The organism is Thermosynechococcus sp. JY1331 (genome assembly GCF_031583475.1).
Taxonomy (GTDB): domain Bacteria; phylum Cyanobacteriota; class Cyanobacteriia; order Thermosynechococcales; family Thermosynechococcaceae; genus Thermosynechococcus.
Genome location: NZ_CP134180.1, coordinates 1,276,513 through 1,297,854 on the forward strand (window position 1 = coordinate 1,276,513; position 21,342 = coordinate 1,297,854).

Annotated in this window: 24 protein-coding genes, 1 pseudogene and 1 riboswitch; of the genes and pseudogenes, 14 read left to right on the forward strand and 11 right to left on the reverse strand. The window is 53.7% G+C overall.

What is annotated here, in order from left to right; translation table 11 throughout:
- Positions 1-96 precede the first annotated feature (96 nt).
- The 3 genes from RHJ31_RS06065 to RHJ31_RS06075 are packed head-to-tail and all read left to right on the forward strand — an operon-like array spanning position 97 to position 2,694.
- Complete coding sequence (locus RHJ31_RS06065) at positions 97-1,806, forward strand: AarF/ABC1/UbiB kinase family protein (RefSeq protein ID WP_302677732.1); 1,710 nt, start codon at positions 97-99, stop codon at positions 1,804-1,806.
- 54 nt (positions 1,807-1,860) lie between these two features.
- Positions 1,861-2,232, forward strand: a complete 372-nt coding sequence (locus tag RHJ31_RS06070; protein WP_149818994.1) for a hypothetical protein — start codon at positions 1,861-1,863, stop codon at positions 2,230-2,232.
- Positions 2,233-2,259: 27 nt separating this feature from the next.
- On the forward strand, positions 2,260-2,694 hold the full coding sequence (locus tag RHJ31_RS06075) for a hypothetical protein (RefSeq protein ID WP_302677733.1): 435 nt from the start codon (positions 2,260-2,262) through the stop codon (positions 2,692-2,694).
- On the opposite strand, the gene RHJ31_RS06080 is transcribed toward RHJ31_RS06075, so the two are convergent.
- From RHJ31_RS06080 to RHJ31_RS06090, 3 genes are read right to left on the reverse strand one after another with little or no spacing between them, the layout of a single operon-like run.
- Positions 2,691-4,016 carry a (Fe-S)-binding protein gene (locus RHJ31_RS06080; RefSeq protein ID WP_302677734.1) on the reverse strand — a complete coding sequence of 442 codons (1,326 nt, stop codon included), beginning with the start codon at positions 4,014-4,016 and terminating at the stop codon, positions 2,691-2,693. The genes RHJ31_RS06075 and RHJ31_RS06080 overlap by 4 nt on opposite strands.
- A gap of 9 nt (positions 4,017-4,025) precedes the next feature.
- Positions 4,026-5,273: an FAD-binding oxidoreductase gene (locus tag RHJ31_RS06085; protein ID WP_302677735.1), complete on the reverse strand. Its 1,248-nt coding sequence runs from the start codon at positions 5,271-5,273 to the stop codon at positions 4,026-4,028.
- The gene (locus RHJ31_RS06090) at positions 5,270-6,136 is read right to left on the reverse strand and encodes a response regulator (RefSeq protein WP_302677736.1); all 867 of its coding nucleotides are present in this window, start codon (positions 6,134-6,136) and stop codon (positions 5,270-5,272) included. Before RHJ31_RS06090 ends, RHJ31_RS06085 begins: the two co-directional genes overlap by 4 nt.
- A 169-nt stretch (positions 6,137-6,305) precedes the next feature.
- Here RHJ31_RS06090 and RHJ31_RS06095 point away from each other — a divergent pair, with 169 nt between their 5' ends.
- Complete coding sequence (locus RHJ31_RS06095) at positions 6,306-7,133, forward strand: DUF3598 family protein (RefSeq protein ID WP_302677737.1); 828 nt, start codon at positions 6,306-6,308, stop codon at positions 7,131-7,133.
- On the opposite strand, the gene lnt is transcribed toward RHJ31_RS06095, so the two are convergent.
- The gene (gene lnt, locus RHJ31_RS06100; RefSeq protein ID WP_310445755.1) at positions 7,096-8,616 is read right to left on the reverse strand and encodes an apolipoprotein N-acyltransferase; all 1,521 of its coding nucleotides are present in this window, start codon (positions 8,614-8,616) and stop codon (positions 7,096-7,098) included. The genes RHJ31_RS06095 and lnt overlap by 38 nt on opposite strands.
- Complete coding sequence (locus RHJ31_RS06105) at positions 8,567-9,736, reverse strand: DNA double-strand break repair nuclease NurA (RefSeq protein ID WP_310438132.1); 1,170 nt, start codon at positions 9,734-9,736, stop codon at positions 8,567-8,569. The genes lnt and RHJ31_RS06105 overlap by 50 nt, the downstream gene beginning before the upstream one ends.
- Before the next feature lie 160 nt (positions 9,737-9,896).
- Between RHJ31_RS06105 and RHJ31_RS13150 the strand changes: the two are divergent.
- The 3 genes and pseudogenes from RHJ31_RS13150 to RHJ31_RS06115 form a co-directional block, all read left to right on the forward strand.
- Positions 9,897-10,013, forward strand: a pseudogene (locus RHJ31_RS13150) (acetamidase/formamidase family protein); the annotation flags it as partial.
- Positions 10,014-10,018: 5 nt separating this feature from the next.
- Positions 10,019-10,153, forward strand: coding sequence for an FmdB family zinc ribbon protein (locus RHJ31_RS06110; protein ID WP_225901716.1), 135 nt, complete (start codon positions 10,019-10,021; stop codon positions 10,151-10,153).
- A gap of 551 nt (positions 10,154-10,704) precedes the next feature.
- The gene (locus RHJ31_RS06115) at positions 10,705-11,253 is read left to right on the forward strand and encodes a hypothetical protein (RefSeq protein WP_302677741.1); all 549 of its coding nucleotides are present in this window, start codon (positions 10,705-10,707) and stop codon (positions 11,251-11,253) included.
- Between the two features lie 117 nt (positions 11,254-11,370).
- Here RHJ31_RS06115 and RHJ31_RS06120 read toward each other — a convergent pair whose 3' ends face one another.
- From RHJ31_RS06120 to RHJ31_RS06135, 4 genes are all read right to left on the reverse strand, one after another.
- Positions 11,371-11,823, reverse strand: a complete 453-nt coding sequence (locus RHJ31_RS06120; protein ID WP_206199997.1) for a DUF4278 domain-containing protein — start codon at positions 11,821-11,823, stop codon at positions 11,371-11,373.
- Between the two features lie 44 nt (positions 11,824-11,867).
- A riboswitch (Glutamine riboswitch) is annotated at positions 11,868-11,952 on the reverse strand.
- 124 nt (positions 11,953-12,076) lie between these two features.
- Positions 12,077-12,694, reverse strand: coding sequence for a Crp/Fnr family transcriptional regulator (locus RHJ31_RS06125; RefSeq protein ID WP_206199996.1), 618 nt, complete (start codon positions 12,692-12,694; stop codon positions 12,077-12,079).
- A gap of 166 nt (positions 12,695-12,860) precedes the next feature.
- Positions 12,861-14,381, reverse strand: a complete 1,521-nt coding sequence (trpE, locus tag RHJ31_RS06130; protein WP_302677743.1) for an anthranilate synthase component I — start codon at positions 14,379-14,381, stop codon at positions 12,861-12,863.
- A 33-nt stretch (positions 14,382-14,414) separates the two neighbouring features.
- Positions 14,415-15,242 carry an aldose epimerase gene (locus RHJ31_RS06135; RefSeq protein WP_302677744.1) on the reverse strand — a complete coding sequence of 276 codons (828 nt, stop codon included), beginning with the start codon at positions 15,240-15,242 and terminating at the stop codon, positions 14,415-14,417.
- Between the two features lie 78 nt (positions 15,243-15,320).
- Between RHJ31_RS06135 and RHJ31_RS06140 the strand changes: the two genes are divergently transcribed.
- The 6 genes from RHJ31_RS06140 to RHJ31_RS06165 all read left to right on the forward strand — a co-directional run bounded on the left by RHJ31_RS06140 (position 15,321) and on the right by RHJ31_RS06165 (position 18,314).
- The gene (locus tag RHJ31_RS06140) at positions 15,321-15,686 is read left to right on the forward strand and encodes a hypothetical protein (RefSeq protein WP_302677745.1); all 366 of its coding nucleotides are present in this window, start codon (positions 15,321-15,323) and stop codon (positions 15,684-15,686) included.
- Between the two features lie 95 nt (positions 15,687-15,781).
- Positions 15,782-16,123, forward strand: coding sequence for a LapA family protein (locus RHJ31_RS06145; protein ID WP_149818967.1), 342 nt, complete (start codon positions 15,782-15,784; stop codon positions 16,121-16,123).
- 72 nt (positions 16,124-16,195) lie between these two features.
- Entirely contained in the window at positions 16,196-16,762 is a 567-nt protein-coding gene (gene def / locus RHJ31_RS06150) for a peptide deformylase (protein ID WP_302677747.1), read from the forward strand.
- Between the two features lie 18 nt (positions 16,763-16,780).
- On the forward strand, positions 16,781-16,978 hold the full coding sequence (locus tag RHJ31_RS06155; RefSeq protein ID WP_206199992.1) for a hypothetical protein: 198 nt from the start codon (positions 16,781-16,783) through the stop codon (positions 16,976-16,978).
- A gap of 16 nt (positions 16,979-16,994) precedes the next feature.
- Entirely contained in the window at positions 16,995-17,378 is a 384-nt protein-coding gene (gcvH, locus tag RHJ31_RS06160; protein WP_302677748.1) for a glycine cleavage system protein GcvH, read from the forward strand.
- Entirely contained in the window at positions 17,379-18,314 is a 936-nt protein-coding gene (locus RHJ31_RS06165) for a branched-chain amino acid ABC transporter permease (protein ID WP_302677749.1), read from the forward strand.
- Positions 18,315-18,324: 10 nt separating this feature from the next.
- Here RHJ31_RS06165 and RHJ31_RS06170 read toward each other — a convergent pair whose 3' ends face one another.
- Positions 18,325-19,983 carry a Ppx/GppA phosphatase family protein gene (locus RHJ31_RS06170; RefSeq protein ID WP_302677750.1) on the reverse strand — a complete coding sequence of 553 codons (1,659 nt, stop codon included), beginning with the start codon at positions 19,981-19,983 and terminating at the stop codon, positions 18,325-18,327.
- A 40-nt stretch (positions 19,984-20,023) separates the two neighbouring features.
- Complete coding sequence (locus RHJ31_RS06175; RefSeq protein ID WP_302677752.1) at positions 20,024-20,746, reverse strand: hypothetical protein; 723 nt, start codon at positions 20,744-20,746, stop codon at positions 20,024-20,026.
- Between the two features lie 71 nt (positions 20,747-20,817).
- On the opposite strand from RHJ31_RS06175, the gene RHJ31_RS06180 reads away from it, so the two are divergent.
- Positions 20,818-21,342, forward strand: coding sequence for a GNAT family N-acetyltransferase (locus tag RHJ31_RS06180; RefSeq protein WP_302677753.1), 525 nt, complete (start codon positions 20,818-20,820; stop codon positions 21,340-21,342).

A 21,342-nucleotide genomic window follows, 5' to 3' on the forward strand; every position in this document is an offset into this window, starting at 1 on the left:
TGCTTACAGTGTTCCCAAAAGCGCTCCGTGGAAACACCCATGGCAAAGCAAGAGGGGTGTAGTAAGTTGGGTTTCAGAGAATAAGGTGAGAAAGCTGTGACTGCCCGTATTTCTGCTGTCCCTAGTGCTGGTCATCGTCGGTATGATCCTGAGGCGATCGCCCGCTACTACTGGCGACATCCCTGGCGAGTTATCTGGCGGTTCCTGAACATTGCGGTCTCTTTCCTAACATTTTGGCTGTTATTGCAGTGGGACAAGTGGTTAGGGCAACAGGAAAGTCAGCGTCCTTTGCGGGCAATGCAACTGCGCAAACTCCTAATCCGTTTAGGCCCAACCTTCATTAAAGTCGGTCAAGCCCTCTCCACTCGCCCCGATTTGATTTGTCCCGACTACCTCGAAGAACTGACGCTCCTTCAGGACAAATTGCCCCCCTTTGCCAATGAGATTGCTATTGCCATTATTGAGCGAGATCTGCGCTTAAACCTAGGGGATATTTTTGCCGAATTCTCACCCCAACCGGTGGCCGCCGCCAGTCTCGGCCAAGTCTATCGAGCCAAACTCCACAGTGGTGAAGAAGTGGCCGTCAAGGTGCAGCGTCCCAACCTTTTGCCCGTGATTACCCGCGATCTCTTCTTGATTCGCCTTTTGGTGCAGTGGGTCAAGCCTTGGCTACCGATTAACCTCTGCCATGATTTGCGAGACATTGTCGATGAATTTGGCCGCAAGCTCTACGAGGAAATTGACTACCTCAATGAAGGGCGCAATGCCGAGAAATTTGCTGCCAACTTCCGCGATGATCCCACGGTCAAGGTACCGAAAATCTATTGGGAATACACCACGGAGCACGTGCTTACGCTGGAGTGGATCCATGGCATTAAACTCACCCGTACGGATTGTATGGTGGCGGCGGGCGTCAATCCCGATGAGCTGATCCGTGTTGGCGTGATTTCTGGTTTGCGGCAACTCTTGGAATTTGGCTTTTTCCATGCGGATCCGCATCCGGGGAATCTCTTCGCCATGCCCGATGGCCGTATGGCCTACATTGACTTCGGCATGATGGATCAACTGGAGGAGAGCACTAAAGAATCCTTGGTGGATGCCGTCGTTCATTTGGTGAACAAGGACTATCAAGCCTTGGCGACAGACTTTGTCAAACTGGGCTTTTTGACCCCGGAAACGGATATTACGCCGATTATCCCTGCCCTTGAGTCGGTCTTTGAAGAGGTGATTGGCTCCAGTGTGCGGGAATTCAACTTCAAAGTGATCACCGATCGCTTCTCCGAGTTGATGTATGCCTATCCCTTCCGGGTTCCCGCTAAGTTTGCCCTGATCATTCGCTCTCTAGTCACCCAAGAGGGCATTGCCCTGTGTCTCAACCCTAACTTCCGCATTGTTGATGTCAGCTATCCCTATGTGGCACGGCGTCTGCTGCAAGGAGAATCGCCCCAACTGCGGCGACGGTTATTGGATGTCCTCTTCAAGGATGGTCGTCTGCAGTGGCAACGCCTAGAAAACCTAATTGCGATCGCCCGGCAGGATCAGCACTTTAACCTCGCGCCAACGGCCACCTTGGGCTTGCAGTATCTCTTTTCTGAGGAGGGGCAGTACCTGCGGCGGCAAATTGTGCTAGCGTTAACCGAAGATGACCGTCTCCACACCGAAGAGGTGCAACGCCTTTGGAATTTGGTCAAGTCTGATCTGCGTCCGCTCTTCTTGATTGATGTGGCATGGGAAGCCCTCAAGGCCTCTGTCTCCCACACGCTCGGTAAAGAAGAAGACAGCAATTCCTTGGTGGTGGCCAGCTAAGGGTTGGCAGCGGTTATCAACGTTCCTGAGTGTCCAAGAAGGATTAGGTATCCCGTGTTTGATCCACCCATTGTCTTGCTACTGGCGGGTATTTTTATGGGGTTGACCAGTGGTAAAGCCTTTGAAGCCACCCTCAAGCAGAGTGTCCAAGAATGGAACCGCAGTCGCTCCACCCGTGTTCTGAGTCAATTGCGCGGCCCCCAACTTCAGTTGCCCTACTTGGGGATTTCCATTGGTATCTGGCTCTTCCTGATGGCGGGATTGTGGACCTATGGCTTTGGTGCAGGGCTGAGTATGGTCATTGCCTTTGTGCTGACGATCGCCACCGCCCTTTTGGTGTGGTATCAACTGGGGAAAGTGCTGACCATTTTAAGTACGGGTGGCTCTCGTGCCCTTGATCTCGATGCCCTTGAGGCCAAGGAATAGTTTTTTATAACTCCTAAAGGAGGCGTTGTGGATTTACTGACCCAAGTGGATGAACTGATTGCCAACGCCCCCGATGACCCTGCGACTGTGGCGGCGGTACAGGCGATCGCCCCCATTCTCTACGAGGAAGCCCAGCGCTACGGGCAAACGGTTTACTACGTCCTGCAAACTCCCGATGGTCAGTGGCAGGTGATTACCCTTGAGGAACAGCAGCCCCCCCACCAGCAAAAAAATGTGATCCACGCCTACGGTAGTGAAGCCATGGCTCAAGAGGCCTGTGATGAACAAGTGATCCCAGTGCCCATGCCAATTATTCCCCTTTTGTTTCAACTGTTGGCGGCAGAGCCAGTGGATAGCCTGATGATCCTTGAGGCGGATGGCGAACGAGGCTGGGAAGTGGGGCGAGAATGGTTACTAGCTCAAGTGCGCGCAATCCTCAGTGCCCCCCCGAATATGGCCTAGGACGGAAGTTGCTCACCACGAATCGCCAAGTCTAGCAGTTGCATCGGGTGGTAAATGGGCACGGAGCTACTCTGCTCTTGGAGATACTGCCGCAATTGCACGGTGCAGCCCACATTGGCTGAGACAATGACATCAGGGCGAGTATTCAGCAGGTTGCGTACCTTTTGGCGTCCCAATTCCGCTGCGACATCGGGTTGAAGAATGTTGTAAACCCCGGCACTGCCACAGCACAGGGCTGCATCGAGGGGTTCGCGCAGTTGCACTTGGGGAATTTGTCGCAGCAGTTGCCGCGGTTCAAGGCGAATCTTTTGGCCGTGGATCATGTGGCAGGCATCTTGATAGACCAAGGTCAAGGGGCGATCGCCCAGGGGGTGGAGCGGTGTCACCAAGCCCTGTTTGACCAAAAAGACCTGCACATCCTCCACCTTTTGCACAAAGTCACGGGCGCGATCGCGGTACTCTGGATCGGCAGCCAAAAGGCGATGATATTCCTTGAGGGTGTGGCCACAACCCGAGGCGTTGATTAAAACCGCATCCACCTTGGCCGCTGCAAAACAGTCAATCATTTGGCGCGCAAGGGTTTGCGCCTGATCCTCCTCCCCTTGGTGATGGGGCAGGGCACCACAGCATCCCTGTTGCGGCGGCAGCACCACCTCAAAGCCATTGGCACTTAAGACGGAGATCGTGGCTTCATTCACTTCCGGCAAAAAGAGCCGTTGGACACAGCCCAGAATCACCCCCACGCGGCCACGCTGTTTCCCTTGGGCAGGCAGGACTTCAGGGGAGCGATCGCGAAATGTTTTAACTGAAAGGGGCGGTAGCATTTGATACATGGCCGCAAGGGACTTGGGCAAAAGCCGTTTCAGGAGTCCCAGCCGCTTTTCGAGATTGGCCAAGCCTATTTTTTGGTAGAGCCAGAGCGGCCACAGGAGGGCACGCAGCCGTTGGGGATAGGGCAGCGTTTGGAAAATCAACTGCCGCAACCAGCGATCGCCCACAGGCCGCTGATAATGGCGCTGCACTTGAACCCGCGTGGCCGCAATCAACTTATCGTACTCAACCCCCGATGGACAGGTGGTGACGCAGGCCAAGCAACCCAAACAGGAGTCAAAGTGCTGTACGACATCCGCCAGTTGCACCTGTTCCTCATGAATGGCATCCATGAGATAGATACGACCACGGGGAGAGTCCATTTCAGTACCCAACACCCGATAGCTAGGACAGGTGGAGAGGCAAAACCCGCAGTGGACACAGGCATCAATCAGGTGTGGATCAGGGGGTGACTGGGCATCAAAGCCTGTCACAGGATCAATTGCAGTCATTGAAATGGCCTAAAGATTGCCGACAAAAACGCCAGTGCCAAAGACACCCGTTGCATCCAATTGTTGCTTAAGCTTCCGCATCAATTCAAGGGCATTCCCGCGATAATCCCAAGGATCGAGTTGCTGCTTGAGGTTCAGGGGGGCGGCTAAGACGGTGACATAGCCCCGTGGTAGCCCTTGGCGCAGCCTGAGAATGAGTTGACGGAGATGCTCCTCCTGTCCGTGGAGATAGGCGTAACCGACCCCTGCACTCATTTCGCCTCGGCACTCGCAGGCCAATTCCCTTGCCAACTGCTGAAGCTGGGTGAGAGCGGGCAACATTTCGCTTAGAGGCACACCGATTTTGAGAGTCACTTGATCGGGGGTGGGGTTGAGGGTAATGCCTAGAGGGGCTTGGGGTTCCAGTTGCAGATTATGGGTCTGGGCAATCTGACTCAGGCGATCGCCCAACGTACCCGCAGCAATCACTTCCCGCAGGGTATGGAATTCCAATTCCAACAGCAGCGTCCCCCGTGGTTCAAGGCGCAATACACACCGCGCGGGCGCAAGGGAACTCGTCAAAATCACCTCAAGTCCCTTGGCCAAAGCAGAGACTTCCCCCCGCAACTGCCAGATTTGTACCGCATCCGGCAGAGGATACACCCGCAGCGTCACCTCTGTCAGAATCCCCAGTGTGCCATAGCTGCCGATCAGGAGTTTCATCAGGTCGTAGCCGGCAACATTTTTGACCACCCGCCCTCCCGCTTTGACGATTTGGCCATCACTGCGAATGAACTTCACCCCCAACAATTGATCGCGCCATGACCCATACCGCTGCCGTAGTGTGCCATTGCTTTGGGTGGCCAAGCAGCCGCCAAGGGTGGCCGTTTCTCGAAAGAGGGGATCTGCGGCAATCCATTGTCCTGCGGGTGCTAGGTGGTGCTGGAGCTGCTGAAAGGGAATACCCACTTGGGTGGTGACGGTCATATCGGCAGCCGCATGATCAATGAGCTTCTGCCACGCCGTTGTCCGCAGAAAAATATCTGCCTTGGGGGTGTTCCCGAGCCAGTTGAGTTTGGTGCCTGCTCCAATGGGCAACACTCGCCAGCCTTGGCGCCGGGCATAGGCAATCACTTCTGCCCCCGCTTCTGGGGTGGGGGGAGTCACCAGCAGGGCATGCTCAGGAAGGTAGGGACGCAGGTGGGGGGCGCGATCGCCCAATTCAGCAAGGGAGTGAACCGCTGCATTCCCCAACAGTGCGCTCAGCGTGCGTTTCATGGATTACGGGTGGACAGTTCAAAAACAAACCCTTCGTAGTATAAAAGTTGACCGTCCTCACTTTTGACGGGGCGGGCGCATTCGCAAATGGTGGTGATTGTTTGGTCAGCACGATACACCTTGGAAACCAAGTTGCGCACAAAGCCACGAGTTTCAATTTGCTGTTGGAATTTTTCCCAAGCGCTGTCATCCACGTAGGGACGATGATTATGGTGTTCTATATCCGCTAGCCAGTCTTCAGCATCGGCATAGCCATAGATGCGTGCCAAGGCATTGTTGACTTTGAAGTAAACCCCCTCGGGCGAACTTTGGTAAATCCCAACCACGGCTTCCTCAAACATCTGCCGATACTGTTCTTGCGCTGCTTGCAGTGAGGAAACCAAGTCACGCCGCTCCTCGACGATTTCCTGCAACTGCTGGTTTTGCTTTTGCAAGAGGGCATTTTTTTGCCGCAGCTTCCGCTGTAGGAGAGCGATCGTCAACTGATTTTTTACCCGTGCCAGCACCTCCGCCTGCTGAAAGGGTTTGGTGATGTAGTCGGCACCGCCAATCTCAAAGGCCTTGACCTTGTCAAAGACATCATCGAGGGCACTAATGAAAATAATGGGGATATGCTTGGTCTTGGGATTCTCCTTCAGGGTTTGACAGACCTCGTAGCCATTCATATCAGGCATCATGATGTCCAAGAGAATGACATCCGGGGGTTCGGCCTCAATCCCCATGAGCGCCATTTGGCCACTAATGGCACCGCGCACATCGTAGCCTTCCAGTTGCAGCAGCGTTGTGAGAACTTCAACATTTTCGGGGGTATCATCGACTATCAGAATGCGACCAGCCCCTGAATCAAAGAGGTCGGTGGTCATGCACGGGTCTCCCAATGGCGATCGTTTGTCAGCGCCCTGACACTCCCCATCCTATCAAAGTTTTTTCTGACCGTAGGCGATCGCTAGCCCCTTGAGCGTTGCCAAGATCTAAATCTACTGTGCACCTTTTCTATACCATGGTGATGGCAGACAGCGGCGATAGGTATCGATGACAACGAACTGGAACAACTTTCGCAAAAACCTTGGGGAATGGCATGGCTCCTTTACGGCGGTCAGCCCCAGCGGTGAACTGGGAACCTCTGTCCCTTCAATTCTGATCTTGGCTGATACTGCTGACGGTCAACGGGTGCGCTTTGAACTGCGACGCTTTGGCAATGGTCTCGATCAGCCCCCCACCAGTGAAACGGTGCAGGAGTATGCCACCATTGGCCGCCAAAATGTCTTTTTTCCGACGGGGGCTTTTTCTAAGGGATCGTTGCAGGTGGCGCCCTTTGCCGAGTTTGGTGCGGAGTATGGCTTTGTCATGGGCGATCGCCGACTGCGGTTTGTCCAACTCTTTGACAAAAATCAGCACCTCCAATCCATGACTCTGATTCGCGAGTTTCGTGCCCACAGTAACGCCGTTGAACGTCCTCCCTTAACCGTGGATCAACTCCTAGGGGAATGGCGCGGTACCGCCTACACCGTCTATGCCGACTGGCGATCGCCCACGGAAACCCCGACCCATCTAAGTCTTTGGCGCGAGGGCGATCGGCTCTACCAACTGCTGCAAACCCCCGACCACGAGGTGAAAACAACGGCCACAATTGCTGGGTCGCGCCTACTCTTTACGGATACGGATCAACCCAAGCAGCTTTTGTTGCTCCCCGACGGTACCTCTAGCCTAACCCCCTTGCAGGTGTCCTTTCGTCACCCCTTTTTTGTGGAGGTGGGCTGGTTGTGGGCAGAAGGACAGCGGCAGCGCCTCATTCGCACCTATGGCGATCGCGGCGAATGGGTCAGTGCGACACTCGTTGTCGAAGAACGGATAAGCTAAGCATCCCCAGCAAGAGGGGTAGCAACCAATCCCCATAGCGAGTGTAGAGAGTCTGGGTTTGCCGCCGCAAAATCGTTGCCGCATGAATCACAAACTCATCGGCATTGGAGAGCCAAACAGTTTCCCCTGTAGGCGCAATCACCGCAGAAAGACCCGTATTCGTGGAGCGCACAAGCCAGCGATCGCCCTCGACGGCTCGCAACACATCATGGCCATGGTGCTGGGTCATCAGTTGGCGACGGTAGGGATCATTGTTGGCAACACTGAGGATAAACTGCCCCCCATGAACCAGTTGCCAGCGGCTGCGGTGGGAAAAGGCAGATTCAAAGCAAATCAGGACAACGGCGTTGCCCCAAGGGGTGGTAAAGACCTGATCAGGGTTCCCCGGCAGGAGGCGCGATCGCAACGTGGATAACCGCTGTACTACCCCCGCCAGCCAATCGGGAATATATTCCCCCAAAAGAACAAGGTTGACTTTGTTGTAGCGACTGTAAATCTCCCCCTGCCCATCGAGGGTCAGGAGCACCTGATGATGCCCCCCTAGCGTCTCCATGAATGTCCCTAACCACAGGGGAACCCCTGCCTCGCGAACAGCGCTGGTGATGGGATTGACTTGGTGTGGTTGCCACAAAATCGGCAGTGCCCCTTCCGGAGTCAAGACGGCATCAACCCCTAGAACCACCAGTTGGCGATAGCCACGGGGATAGTCCTGCCAAGCGCGGCGGATACCCTCTGGCGTGAGCTTTTCCCGCGTTGGGATATTGCCTTGGATCAAACCCACCCGTAGGGGTTCCCCTTGATCCGCCATGACCCTAGCGCCTAAAACAGCATTGAGGGCGATCGCCCCCAAAAGAGTAACAACGAGCCATCGCTTTGCCCATGTGTGCCGCTGCAGACTGAGGGTGACCAAGCCATTCAGTGTCATCACGACTGCCGTAATCGTGGTGGGTCCTGCCAGACGACCCAGTTGAAGGAGTCCCGTTGGACTTTGGGTCAGGGATAAACTAATCCACCACAGGGGCGAATAGCTCCAGAGGGCTTCAAGGGCACACCAAAGGGTGACACCCCACCGAAGTTGCCAAGGGGCAGATCGCTGCACCCCATAGCGTGCCATCAAAAAAGCCCAACTCCCACTCAGGACTGCCCCCCAACCACTTAGGAAGAGCCAAATCCCCCGCGAGATCAACCAACTGGGCACTGGCGCAATGCCAATCCACGTCAGGGGATGCAAATCCCACACCCAGACTAAGCTACTGCCGTAGAACCCTAGTCCCCAACACAGGCCGGCGATCGCTGCCCACAGTGGCGATAAAACCTGACACTGCCACCACAGGGGCACAATTCCTATGAAGGCCAAGAACCACCCGCTTACTGGCGGTAGCGCCAACTGCGTTCCCCAGCCCGCGATGCCTAAACCAACACACAGCAGCCACCTAGGCAATACTTTGGCGTTTGCGTTGCTCTTTGGGGGAAGGAGCCACATGCCAGTGTCCTGCTTTAATCAGTTCCCGTTCCAGTAAAGCAAAAAAGCGTTGGCGATCGCTGCCGCGCACAACGGCTAAATTGTGGGCTTCTGCTAATGCCACGGGGTAACCCCGCCCTTTTTCAATTTGTGCTGCCGTCAACGCAACTGCCTGTTGCCACAGGTCTGCATCCCGCGCCACCCATTGAGGAACTTCCAAACGCACCACTTCCGAGCCACCGTGGAGGTAGGCAACGTAGATCTGATGTTCACCGTAATGTTCCAGAATGCGACTGCGGCTGCGCCAGAGGGAACTATACTGTTGCGGTGCCAAGTGTGCTTGCCAGAGGAGCACATCCCGCAGGGGATCAAAGACTTGACAAGGGGGGCGATCGCGAGTCGCCTCGAGGCCAGTCTGACTTGTCTGACCACAGTGGAGGGCACAGTTGGGTTCAGGGTAGGGGCAAACCCCCAAGCGCAGAAAATTCACCGTTTCATGACTGCGAGAGGCGCTGACATAGCCCACCAAGGGAATTCGCTTCGCGCGCAATTCATCCCAAGCAGCTAAGATGGGCGTCAACAATTCCTCACGCACCATTGGCGGCAGTGATTCCCACGCCCAGAAAATCAGTGAACCATCCACGAGTGCTAGGCGGGGGGCTTTCTTGTTTTGCGTTTGAATGAGTTCAACAAGGGCAAGAATTTCCGCTTGAGTGCGGCGGTAGCGTAACCAGTCTTCTATGGTGAGTCCCCAGCCCCGCGATCGCCCCAATTCATCGGGGTCATAAACCAACTGCGGCACACTATCTAAATGGGGGCGTTGCCCTTGACCGTAGGCGATCGCCACCCGTCCCACATTAATCAAATAGCAATAGGCAATTTCGTGGTGACTGGGGGCAATTTGCGAGCCATCGGTGGCAAAAATTGTGTGTGACCTTGGGGCAGGGGGGACAGCGTGCTTCACCGTCAAGGATTCAATGGGTTCAGCAGCATTAAAGGGAAAGGACTCGCCCCACGCTTGGATGGCTTGGCGATAGCGTTCTAAATTTTCTGCCATCGCTGTCAACACTTCGAGGGCACGGGCTTGTTTTTGTTGGCTGGCGATCGCCCCTTGGCGGATCACTTGACCCACCGTTCCCATTTGAGCAGCTACTTTGACGAAGTCTAACACTGTTTTCGTATCTGGAGATACAGCTGTCCTGAAGACCTGCTCCAATACTAAATCTAAACAACATCTCAATAATTGCTCATGGGTACTGAGTTACAGGTGAGCACACTGCTAATCGTTGGAGTCCGTCCCTATGCCGAAGACCCTGTTCAAAGTGGATTTGACTAAGCCCATGGATCAGCAAGAACTGCCGGGGCATAATCGCTGGCATCCAGAGATCCCCGCAGTGGTTTCAGTCAATCCCGGTGATGAAAGATGCCCCTTTATGAGTTTCGCTGCTCTACGTGTGGCATTTTTGAGGAATGGCGATCGCTCGCCCAATCTAGTGAACCCGCCTTTTGTCCAGAGTGTCAGCAGCTTGGCCGACGTATTTTTCCGTACCAGCGGTAAATCTCTCTTCTTCCTTACCCCGACCCTCGCGGGGGAGTGACCCAGAACTGGTGCAGCGATCGCCCCAAGAACCCAAGCCTCCCCGCTTTCAGCAGCACTCCTGTGGTCGCCCGTGGATGCTCAATCACTAATTAACCGCTCACACAGGATGAGGTGAGCATTTTTGCCGCTTTTTCAGCCTTGGCTAAACTGACATCCGAACATCTAGCTTCTCTTAAAAGAGCTGTACTGGCCACGCTGAATTCGTGTGAAGAGATCCCTCTGAAAAAAGCTGTATTAAGATTTATTACAATTAGGAGTTTCGCGTAACTTCAGCTATTGTGAGAGGTACTGTCAAGAGTAACGGATGTATGTCCTTGAAAAAACGGCAGCCCTTTTCTGAAATATGTCATAACATATTGTGCCTAAACACAATAAGCACAAAAATGTGTGACCCGTCCTACAGCGGCGTTGGCTGCTGCAAGGATGTTCGATCTCTGTGAAAGGGGCTGTACCCAATTGATGTCCCATTGTTGTTGAAAGTTGATGATTTTCTACTCGTAGGGGCAATCATGAGAATTGGTGAATTACTACTGAAGGCGGGGTTAATTACACGAGGCCAACTCCAAGTCGCCTTAATGGAAAAAAGCATTTATACCAACTTGCGCTTTGGTGAAATTGTTGCCCTCCATGGTTGGTTGCCCCAAAAAACCATTGACTTTTTTGTAGAAGAGTGGCCAAAACTGATCCAAGACAAAGCAAAACGGCCGATTGGTTTTTACCTGAAAAAGGCAGGCTTATTGACGGAAGAGCAAATAAAACAAATTCTCAAGGAGCAGTGGCAGGTGAACTATCGCTTCGGTGCCTTGGCTGTCCTCAATGGCTGGGTAAAACAGGAAACAGTAAACTTCTTCCTAGAATACGTCAACCCCAATGCCCTCAAAGAAAGGACGCGCATCGAGAAGGCTACACTGTCGGATATCAAGCGCCCAACTCCCCAAAGTCGCAAGCCTTCAAAACAATCCCTTGCCTCCCTGAAGAAGGTGGCCGATCCAGAGGACTTGGCGGAGATCGATCTCGATCTTGATTTTGATCTTAATGAGATTGAATGGCTAAGTTAGGCCAAGTGCAGCCATTGCTTGACGCCCTAGGCTGAAATAAAAAACTCGCACCAGAGATAACTCCCATGCGAGTGCCGTTACGAATCAGTCTTGAGAGAGGACAATCACACCCCTGTGCTAGCTCATCGTGGCATGACTGCGATCGTAGCTTGTCCAGACATGGGGCTTAATTTTGCCCTGAATTTGGTTCCAATAGTGACCTGCGGCCGCAGGTAATCCCATTTGGGCAATCATTCGCGTGAGGAGGGATTGTTCGCGGTTTTTGATCACTTGGTGGTGATGGGTGAGAATGACCCGCGAAAGTTGATTAAGATCAAGCGCTGGCATATTCACTTCCTTGGCTGTGTTGGCAGCAGTGGTTGCTGTCGTATTCACAGCTTCCGTTTGACCCGTACGGTAGACCACACCGCGATAGATTAAATCCCGCACAGGTTGAGCCGGAGGATTCACTGCTCGAGTGCAGTGGTAGTTCCAACCCCGATATTTGGCTACAACATCGGTTGCTTCAGTACGGACTGCCGGAGGAACGTAGTCGTATTGAACGCCGCGATAGGTGAGTGTAGTTGTCATCATCATCGCCCCAAATGATGTACTGGCTAGTTGTTGTCAGCTGAGGCGCGTTCCTTCGGGACAATTGCCCTACTTCCGTCTTCGCTATTCACCTAAGTTTTTTGGTGGTTCATAGCAAAGATGAACGATTTATTTCTGTATCTAATTTAACAGTTTTGCCACTATGAGTGCAAGTGGTTACAAAAATTTACACTAGAAACCTTCTCTTTTGTACCAGAGGTGCCCTGATCAGGGGAGAACTAACCTAAATCACTTAAATCTGAGCGGCGTTGGTGAGAATAATGTGGCGATCGCGATCGTAGGTGAGCCACTGCTCCTTTTTGAGTTTGCCCAACAGACGTGTGATGGTCACTCGACTTGTGCCAATCGCCGTTGCCAGTTGCTGGTGGGTGAGGCGAACACTATAGCGAGTGCCGAGGGGATGGGGTTGACCAATTTCTTGCTTCAAAAGCAAGAGTAAATGGCGTAATCGCTCCTCAATCCGGCGATGGCTGGTAATTCCTAAAAGACCTTCCGCTTGCCGTAGGCGACGAGCCAGACCCCGCACAAGGCTTTGGGTCAAGTTGGGTGAGGATTCTACCTCCACCAGTGTAAAGAGCATCAACTCTGCCTTGGAAAGTGCCTTGGCTTGGTAGGCCGTTAAACTGGTCAAGGGTAAACCAAAAGCAGTACCGGGTGTGGCCAGTCCCACCACCACTTCTTCACCATCGGGGTGCAAAAGGTTTAACAGCACGACGCCCCGGCTCACTAGCCAAATGCGTTCTGGCTCCATCCAGATGCTGTCCCCCATGCCAAACGTGTGTAGTCGAGAGGGGCAACGCCAGCGTCCATCCACAGGGGGAGTGATTGCAGCGGTGGAGACGTTTGCCATGGCAGTAGAACCTCAAGCAAAGGAACCAGCCCTTAGGTGTGTGCCTGAGAGATGGGTGGTTTTTCCAACATTCCCAGTGCCTGTGTTCTGGGTAACGTTAGCAACAACCGCCTATTAGACTAAGGGGTAAATGTAAAAATCAGATGATGGCTCCTTGAACATTTGGTTAAGGCTTGCCGCCCAGCACAGAGATGGCCTCCAATAAACCGCGAGCTTTGTTCAAGGTTTCTTCGTATTCCCGCTGCGGATCGGAATCCGCAACAATACCAGCACCGGCTTGGACGTGAATGAGGTGTTGGTGGTCGCTTAGCAGTTGCACCACCATCGTGCGAATAGCGATCGCGGTATTGAGTTGACCTTCAAAGTCATAGTAACCATAGGCACCAGAGTAGGGGCCACGGCGGCAGCCCTCCAATTCATAGATGATTTCCATGGCTCGAATTTTGGGGGCACCACTGACGGTTCCAGCCGGAAAACAAGCTTGGAGCAGATCCCATGCCGTTTTATCGGGCAATAGTTCGCCGACAACATTACTCACAATATGCATGACGTGCGAGTAGCGTTCAATCACCATAAACTCCTCGACGGTGACACTCCCCTGACGACACACGCGCCCCAAATCATTGCGCCCCAAATCAACGAGCATGACGTGTTCGGCCACTTCTTTGGTATCGGCAAGGAGTTCTGCGGCGAGCTGCTGATCTTCGGCGTAGGTGTGACCCCGCTTGCGGGTACCGGCAATGGGCCGGACAGTGGCAAGGAGAGACCCACGTTTTTCAGGATGGTGTTCGGCTTTGACCATGACTTCTGGGCTAGAGCCAATGATCTGCCACGTGCCAAATTGAAAGTAGGCCATGTAGGGGGAAGGGTTAATCAGGCGCAAGGAGCGATAGAGGGCAAAAGGATCGCCGCTGTAGGTGGCACTGAGGCGTTGGGAGAGAACGACTTGGAAAATATCGCCCGCACGGATGTAGTCCTTGGCCCGCGCCACATTGGTACAGAAGGCTTCGGGAGTGATGTTGCTGGTATAACTAGGGGTCTGGCGACTGGGTTGCCAGTGCAGCTGGGTGGCCGCAGCGGGAATCGGAGTTCGCAGTTGACTCAAAAGCCGCTCTAGGCGATCGCTGGCATGGGTATAGGCCGTTTTCAAGTCCGTCTCACGGGTATCAGCATAGACCACCGCCCAAATTTTCCGCTTCACCTGATCAAAAATCAGGATTTGATCCACCTGCATCCACACGCCATCCGGCAAATCCTTTTCAGTGGCAGGATGAATCGGAACCCGCGGCTCAATCCACTGAATCAGTTCATAGCCCCAAAAACCAAAAAGACCGCCAATGCCCCCCGGCAGTTGGGGTAGCTTCACGGGTTGATAGGGGGCAAGGCAATTGGCCAAAATTGTGAAGGGATTGCCCGTAAATGTGGTGAGTGAGCCATCGCGATGGGTTTGGGTGGTTTGGTTGCCCCGCGTTTCTAGTACCCAGAGCGGATCACAACTGAGGAGGCTGTAGCGAGCCAATTGTTCACCCCCCTCGACGGACTCGAGCAAAAAGTTGTAGGGGCGATCGCGACAGACCCGATACCAAGCCGATACGGGCGTGTCCATATCCGCCACCCACTCCTGATAGATGGGGATGAAGTTACCCTGCTCAGCAAGCTGACAAAAGGTCTGAAAATCGGGGTACATGGTCGCGTCTGTGAAAACCTTTCTATTTTCTCCCTAAAGGGGGGCAACAGCAATCTCAACGCCAAGGGTGAGGTGCTTTTGGGGTGGCACGTGCAGGAGATCTACCCCCGTATTCAAGGCATTGCGGGGGGCAGTCCAAGGTTCTAGACAGTAGTAGGGTTTGCCCTGAACCGTCCAAAAAACAAGGGTTGTAAACGCTGTATCGTAGCGCAGCGTCAGGCAGTACTGTTGTTGCAGATCACAGACGCGAGCCACTTGACCCGTGAGGGGACGACAGGCCAAATCCAGTTCTGCTGCATGCCAGTCAAACGTGCCGCTAAAGGTGAGGGGTTGTTGCGTTTTCTGATCCACCATGGCATGGATTGGCAGGTCAAACTGCAATTGCTGCTTGTCAGCAACGGCAAAGTAGGGATGCAAGCCAAAGCTAAAGGGCAAGGGGGTGTCACCGGGGTTAGCCACCTCAAAGGCGATCGCCAAGGCATCAGCAGCGAGGGTGTAGGTTAAGGTCAGATGAAAGGCAAAGGGATAGACTTGGCGCGTGGCCGGCGTATCCTGCAATCCCAGCTTCAAGAGATGTTCCTGCTGATCTAACACCTGCCATGGCAAATTCCGTGCAAAGCCATGCTGCTTGAGGTGATAGGTTTGGCCATTGTGGTGAAATGTATCCTCGGGCAAATTGCCACAAATGGGAAAGAGAATGGGAATACCGCCACGCACGCTTAACTGCGGGTTGGCAAAGCGCTCCCGATCCAAGTACAGCAGCTCATGACCTTGCCACTGCCAGCGGCTAATCAGGCCACCGCGCTCTGGAATCACTTCAACGCGAGTACGTTCGGCGTGGAGAGTATAGGGCATTACCATAGCTGGACAGTACGCCTGCTTTTTAGGATACACTCGCGACTACGCTAGAATAGCGGCAATGCCCTTGGAGGGAGGCCAATGTCCCTAAGATTTACCCTAAACCCCACCCTGCGTTTTTGGTTCAGTGTGTTGCTGGTAACTTGGTTGCTGGGGCTACTGGGGCTAGGCTGGTTAGTGCAATCCTTTCTGGTGCTGTTTTTCATCTTGATGTTGACCCCTGTACTCCTTTTTGCAGGGTTACAACTTTGGTTTCGCTGGAAGTTGGTGACGGCGGCTTGCCCAGTGTGTGGCTTTAAATTTAGCAGTTTGAAGAATACCCAAACCCAATGCCCCGCCTGTGGCGAAATCCTGATGGTGCGCGATCGCCAGTTTCAACGCTTGGCTCCCCCCGGCACCATTGATGTCCAAGCAGTGGAAGTCAGTCACTCAGTGATTGAGGACTAGCCACAGTGGTATGATTAGCGCAAGATTGTTGGTCGCTGGCAAGAGGCCCGATGCGACAATCCCTGTCTATGCTTAGATTTGTTACAGGATGCCCTATGCGACAACTGAACTTCTTGATGATATTTGTCATTGGCTTGGGCTTAGTTCTCTTTAGTATTCAAAATACCGAACCCGTAAGTATTAAGTTCTTTGAAGGGAAAGTGATTCAAGCCCCATTGTGCATTGAACTCATCGTGGCCATGGGCATTGGTGCCGTCTTTGCTTGGGTCTTTAACGTCTGGGTACAGGTGCAGCGCATCTTTACGATCCGGGTGGAAATGGAAGCCCGCGATGAGCAAATTGCCCACCTTGAGGAGGATGTGGAACGCTACAAAGCTGCCCTTGAGGAGCAACAACGCCTCTTACCCAGTGTCAGCAGTGCCTCGACGGAAAAGTAGCCGAGAGCCTTGAAAATTCGTTAGGCTAGGAAATGATTAACTTTTGTTATTTTGTGTTAATCGGCGTGTCCTATGGCTACCTCTCTGGCTGTTGAAAAGAAAAAGTTAAAAAATCCGCCCCTGCAATTGCACTATTTGGGCGATCGCGTGCTGCGTCAACCCGCCAAACGGGTCAGCAAAGTGGATGACAGTATCCGCGATATTGTGCGGAAAATGCTGCAAACCATGTACAGTGCCGATGGCATTGGCTTGGCGGCACCGCAGGTGGGCATCAATAAGCAAATTCTCGTCATTGACATTCATCCCGACGACCCGGCAGCAGAACCGTTGGTGATGATTAACCCGGTCATTAAGGACTTCAGTGAAGACCTTGAAGTGTGTCAAGAGGGCTGCCTGAGTATTCCGGGGGTGTACCTAGAGGTGCGCCGTCCGGCCATGGTGGAGGTGGCCTACAAAGATGAGTGGGGGCGTCCCCAAGTCATCATGGCGGGTGGGCTACTGGCGCGGGCGATCCAGCATGAAATTGATCACCTGACGGGGGTGATGTTTGTCGATCGCGTCGAGAACCAAGCCCTACTGCGCCACGAACTCAAAGAGCATGGGTTTACCGCCAGTGCCGTGCGTCCCATTGCTGCCTAACCCTGAGGATCATCGTCTGTGGCCAAGAGTTATCTATACCTACTGGGTGCCTGTGTGGCAGCGATCGCCACGGTGGGTTGTGTTTTTGAACTGAGTTCGGGAGAAGCCCAGTTGGGAACCCTTCCAACTACCGTGATTTTGCTCCTCAGTGTGCCCCTTGGTTTAGTAGCCTTTGTAACGGCGGTGCGCCTTGCCCGTGCCAGCGATCGCCCCTGATGGATTGGAATCTGCTATGACGCTCACCTACCCTGACGACCTGCAATATCTCGACAGCCATGAGTACCTGCGCCTTGAGGGCGATACAGCCACCCTCGGCATTAGTGCCTTTGCCGTCGATCAACTGGGGGATATTGTCTTTGTTGAGTTGCCTGCCGTTGGCGATGTCCTAGAATCCGGCGAACGCTTTGGCACCATTGAGTCGGTCAAGGCCGTTGAGGATCTCTATGCACCCCTCGCCGGAACCGTGATTGAGGTCAATCAAGCTGTCATTGACAACCCAGAGCAAATTGCTGCCGATCCCTATGGGGAGGGGTGGTTGGTGAAGGTGCAAGTCAGTACCCCCCCTACGGGACTCCTCTCAGCAGCGGATTATCGTGCCCTTGTGGAAGGAGCGTAGGTGCTAACAAGCGGCCTGCAAGTCCTTGTGGATGGATTGGCCACAGGGAGTGTTTATGCCATCTTTGCCCTCGGCTATACCCTTGTCTTCTCGATTTTGGGCATCATCAACTTTGCCCACGGTGCTGTTTTTGCCATTGGCGCTTATCTCACCTATGCCCTCTTAGGGGGACGCTTTGGCTTTAATGGTCTGTTGGCCAATGGACAGCTTCCCGTTGCCTTACCCTTTGCGCTGGCCTTAGTTCTCAGTGCCCTTGGCTGTGGCCTGTTGGGGGTTGGCATTGATTGGGTCGTCTTTCGACCCCTGCGGCAACAGCGCGCCGATACCCTCTTGACCGTGGTGGCCAGCCTTGGGGCGGCTGTTCTCCTCACCAACCTGATCCAGTATTTGGTGGGTGCCGAAGTCTATACCTATCCCGATCAACTCTGGGGGAGATTGCCCCTCACCCTGCGGTTGGGGGACATTGCCCTGCGCACTAGTCAATTTGTCATCTTTGCCGTGGCCGTGGCTTTGATGATTGCCCTGACCTATTGGGTCAAAGGGACGCGCATGGGGAAAGGATTGCAAGCGGTGGCCGAAAATCCGACTGCCGCGACATTACTGGGCATTGATAGCGATCGCATTATTCAAGTGACGTTTTTTGTCAGCAGTGCTTTGGCTGCCGTTGCTGGTACCCTCGTCGCCTTGAGTGTCGGGATTACGGGGCCGCAGTTTGGCGTGATCTTTGGTCTCAAGGGGTTAGCGGTGATTGTTCTGGGGGGCCTAGGGAGCTTACCGGGGACAATGTTGGCGGGTTTTTTGCTGGGACTAGTGGAGGCAATGGTGCCTGCCGCTGCTTCGGGGTTTCGGGATGCTGCGGCCTTTGCGATTCTCTTTCTGGTGCTGCTTGTGCGCCCCCAAGGACTGTTGGGGCAGCCCCCAGTGGAAAAAGTTTAAGGCTGTTGAATTAGTAGTTGACTGCTGTGGCTAGAGCTGTACTACTGGCGGGCACTAATTCCACCTTCAAACTGACGCCAAATTGGCTTTCAAAGGGTTCTTTTTTGTAGTTGACACTCCAAATTTCCAGTTCACAGCGATCGCTCGGATCAGCGGGATGTACCTGCACACAAAACTCCCGTTGTACAGCGCGCCACTCACAGGTCATGTGATCCACTGCCCCAATTTGTCGCCGATCCAAGGCCGAAGCCAGCCGTAGAATCGCACTCAGTTGCTCGACAATTTGCCGTTCTCGCCGTCCCACCAGTTGGCGGAAGTTTTCATGCTTTTTCTTGGGGGGACTCTTGCGGTGATAGCGACAGAGGTTGGCAATGATCTCGATTTCCGTATCGGTGTAGCCGAGCAGACCCCCATGGCGCACAAGGTAGTAGGAATGTTTGTGGTGGGCAGAATGGCTGACGTAGTGACCGGCATTGTGGAGAATCGCTGCTGCCCAGAGGAGTTCTCGCTCTGCTTCTGTCCAGTTGTGGAGAATCCCTTGGGTGCGATCAAAGAGCGTCAGGGCGAAATCGGCCACCCGTTCACTGCTGGCAAGATTGACATGGAACTTTTGCGCCAAACTGTAGGTACTGCGCTGACGCACCGAGCTTTGATAGCGGAGGCGGTCTTCAATCAGGCCGTGGGTAAGCATCCAGTCCACAATGATGCCTTCCCGCAGGGCGCGATCGCAGGTGATCAGGCTGGTTTGACCAAGCATCTCCATGGCCTCAGCGAGAATCACTGCCCCTGCAACAATAATTTCAGCGCGCCGCTCCGACATCCCCAAGAGTTGACAGCGCTGGTTAAAGTTTAGTCGCCGCAATTTGGCCACAAGTGCCTTTAAGTCCCCTAGCGTCAGTTCATAGCCGCGTAGGGAGGGGGGACAAGCACCAAGGCGATCGCAGGTGTGAATCATCATCAGGCTTTCAATCGTGCCTGAGGTACCCACCAATTGCGGTTTTTCATGGGGGCCAAGCTGCTGCCGCAGGTCTTCAACGGCACGATCCAACATTCCCCGTACATAGGCGCGCAGGGCCGCGTAGTCCTGATCGCTAATGGGATCGCTTTTGACAAATAAGTCCGTCAGGCGTACTGCCCCCACTTTGGTACTGCTGAGGTAGCGGGGTTCATGACCATCCCCCAAGATTAACTCTGTGGAGCCACCGCCAATGTCAATGATGATGTGGGGCTTGCCGTTGAACTCTAGCCCCGAGAGCACGCCCAAGTAGATGCGCCGCGCTTCCTCTTCGCCGGAAATCAGATCAATGGTCAGGCCGGTCTCTTCCTTGACCCGCTCTAAAAACTCGCGACCATTGGGGGCTTCGCGCACCGCACTGGTGGCCACGCCAATAATTTCTTCGGCCTTCAGACCTGTGGCCAGTTCACGACAGCGGCGCAGGGTGGCGATCGCCCGCTTCATCGCTTCCTCTGTCAGTTGCCCCGTAATTTGGCAACGTTCCCCCAGCCGCACCATATCTTTTTCAGCAGCAATGATTTTGAAACTGGGTAAACTGGGCTGAATTTGCACCACCACCATGTGAATTGAGTTTGTCCCAACATCAATGGCCGCTAGAATGCGATCGCTGAGATTCACTGCTCGCCACAGGTGGAGATGTTGTTCAGCCGTCATTGGACTTGTAATAAAGGAGACAAACACCCCCTATCCTACCCTAAGTGTTTCCCGTTAGATGATCCTTAATCTTGGCAGCAATACGCGAGCCTAAATAATCGGGAATCACACTGCCATTGGGTCCCAGCAGATAGAGTAACAGTCGCACCCGTCCCTGCCAAAGCATAAAGTTGATATTCACCACCAGCAATTCCTCTTGCCAAATGGCATGCATTACCTTGTAAAGCAGCGCGGGATGATTCGCGGACTCCACCAACAGTGCCGGCAGATGAAAGACCTGATCCTGATAAAAGCTGGTGGTAATTTGCGGCAGGCCTTCGTTGAGGTTAAACTCCATGGCCAGCATTTCCTCAACGGCAAATTCACCACTGAGGGTCTGTTGGAGGGCACGGCGCACGCTTTCACTACGCTTTTTCGTCAGGGGTTTGCCCTGCTCTGAGAGCACCAGTTTGACAAACACCAGCATCGGTGGTCGCACATGGCCATAGAGCGAGACATTGTGAATTGTCAGCTTGTAGGCGGCCATCACCCCAAAGAGATCACTGAGCAGGTAAGAGTGATTGCGGTGGGCAAAGTGGAGAACAGAGCGATCGCCCTCAGGGACAATCTGAATCACCGCCTGATTGGTCTTATGAATTTGAAACCCCAGTTTCAGGTTTTGCAGTTGGACATCCCGACCGACAAATTGCTCATAAAAGTCCGGAAAGGAGCGGTTGAATCGCTTCAGGACATCAAGGTTACGCAGTTGAAAATCGGAAACCATGGGTGAGAGTCGCTATACTATAGCCTAGGCCGGGTGATACTTGGTCGTTTCCCCATCTCCAGCATACTTGCATGAGCTTCTGGAAATCGCTGTTCAATTCGCAACCGACTGCCAGCGCCACCACGACGTCCCCTAGTGTAGGTTCTCAGGTAGAGCGGGACAATGGCAGCGAAAGCCAAATTATTTTCAGCAAAGAAAAAGATATTGATGTCTATGAACTCGAGGAACTTTGTGATGCCGTGGGCTGGTCGCGCCGCCCCATTCGCAAGGTGAAAAAAGCAATTCAGCATAGCTTTTTAGTGATCTCGATGTGGGAGCAGCGGGGTGCCTATCGTCGCCTCATTGGTTTTTCGCGTGCGACCTCGGATCACGCCTTTAATGCCACGATTTGGGATGTGGTCGTGCATCCAGAGTTTCAGGGACGGGGGCTGGGCAAAGAATTAATGCGGCAGATGATCAAAGAACTGCGCAGCGAGGACATCAGCAACATTACCCTCTTTGCCGATCCCCATGTGGTCGACTTTTACCGTCAGTTGGGTTTTCGCCCGGATCCCGAGGGGATTAAGGGGATGTTTTGGTACCCCAATTCCCGCTAG

What these genes read in the sequence shown, in the direction of transcription:
- gcvH (WP_302677748.1), top strand. Translation starts at nt 16,995, where the DNA reads ATGACGCTCACCTACCCTGACGACCTGCAATATCTCGACAGCCATGAG.
- RHJ31_RS06085 (WP_302677735.1), bottom strand. Translation starts at nt 5,273, where the DNA reads ATGAAACGCACGCTGAGCGCACTGTTGGGGAATGCAGCGGTTCACTCC.
- RHJ31_RS06105 (WP_310438132.1), bottom strand. Translation starts at nt 9,736, where the DNA reads ATGGGAACGGTGGGTCAAGTGATCCGCCAAGGGGCGATCGCCAGCCAA.
- RHJ31_RS06080 (WP_302677734.1), bottom strand. Translation starts at nt 4,016, where the DNA reads ATGACTGCAATTGATCCTGTGACAGGCTTTGATGCCCAGTCACCCCCT.
- RHJ31_RS06170 (WP_302677750.1), bottom strand. Translation starts at nt 19,983, where the DNA reads ATGACGGCTGAACAACATCTCCACCTGTGGCGAGCAGTGAATCTCAGC.
- RHJ31_RS06175 (WP_302677752.1), bottom strand. Translation starts at nt 20,746, where the DNA reads ATGGTTTCCGATTTTCAACTGCGTAACCTTGATGTCCTGAAGCGATTC.
- RHJ31_RS06120 (WP_206199997.1), bottom strand. Translation starts at nt 11,823, where the DNA reads ATGACAACTACACTCACCTATCGCGGCGTTCAATACGACTACGTTCCT.
- RHJ31_RS06145 (WP_149818967.1), top strand. Translation starts at nt 15,782, where the DNA reads ATGCGACAACTGAACTTCTTGATGATATTTGTCATTGGCTTGGGCTTA.
- RHJ31_RS06135 (WP_302677744.1), bottom strand. Translation starts at nt 15,242, where the DNA reads ATGGTAATGCCCTATACTCTCCACGCCGAACGTACTCGCGTTGAAGTG.
- def (WP_302677747.1), top strand. Translation starts at nt 16,196, where the DNA reads ATGGCTACCTCTCTGGCTGTTGAAAAGAAAAAGTTAAAAAATCCGCCC.
- RHJ31_RS06115 (WP_302677741.1), top strand. Translation starts at nt 10,705, where the DNA reads ATGAGAATTGGTGAATTACTACTGAAGGCGGGGTTAATTACACGAGGC.
- RHJ31_RS06140 (WP_302677745.1), top strand. Translation starts at nt 15,321, where the DNA reads ATGTCCCTAAGATTTACCCTAAACCCCACCCTGCGTTTTTGGTTCAGT.
- RHJ31_RS06090 (WP_302677736.1), bottom strand. Translation starts at nt 6,136, where the DNA reads ATGACCACCGACCTCTTTGATTCAGGGGCTGGTCGCATTCTGATAGTC.
- RHJ31_RS06125 (WP_206199996.1), bottom strand. Translation starts at nt 12,694, where the DNA reads ATGGCAAACGTCTCCACCGCTGCAATCACTCCCCCTGTGGATGGACGC.
- RHJ31_RS06095 (WP_302677737.1), top strand. Translation starts at nt 6,306, where the DNA reads ATGACAACGAACTGGAACAACTTTCGCAAAAACCTTGGGGAATGGCAT.
- RHJ31_RS06180 (WP_302677753.1), top strand. Translation starts at nt 20,818, where the DNA reads ATGAGCTTCTGGAAATCGCTGTTCAATTCGCAACCGACTGCCAGCGCC.
- lnt (WP_310445755.1), bottom strand. Translation starts at nt 8,616, where the DNA reads ATGTGGCTCCTTCCCCCAAAGAGCAACGCAAACGCCAAAGTATTGCCT.
- RHJ31_RS06110 (WP_225901716.1), top strand. Translation starts at nt 10,019, where the DNA reads ATGCCCCTTTATGAGTTTCGCTGCTCTACGTGTGGCATTTTTGAGGAA.
- trpE (WP_302677743.1), bottom strand. Translation starts at nt 14,381, where the DNA reads ATGTACCCCGATTTTCAGACCTTTTGTCAGCTTGCTGAGCAGGGTAAC.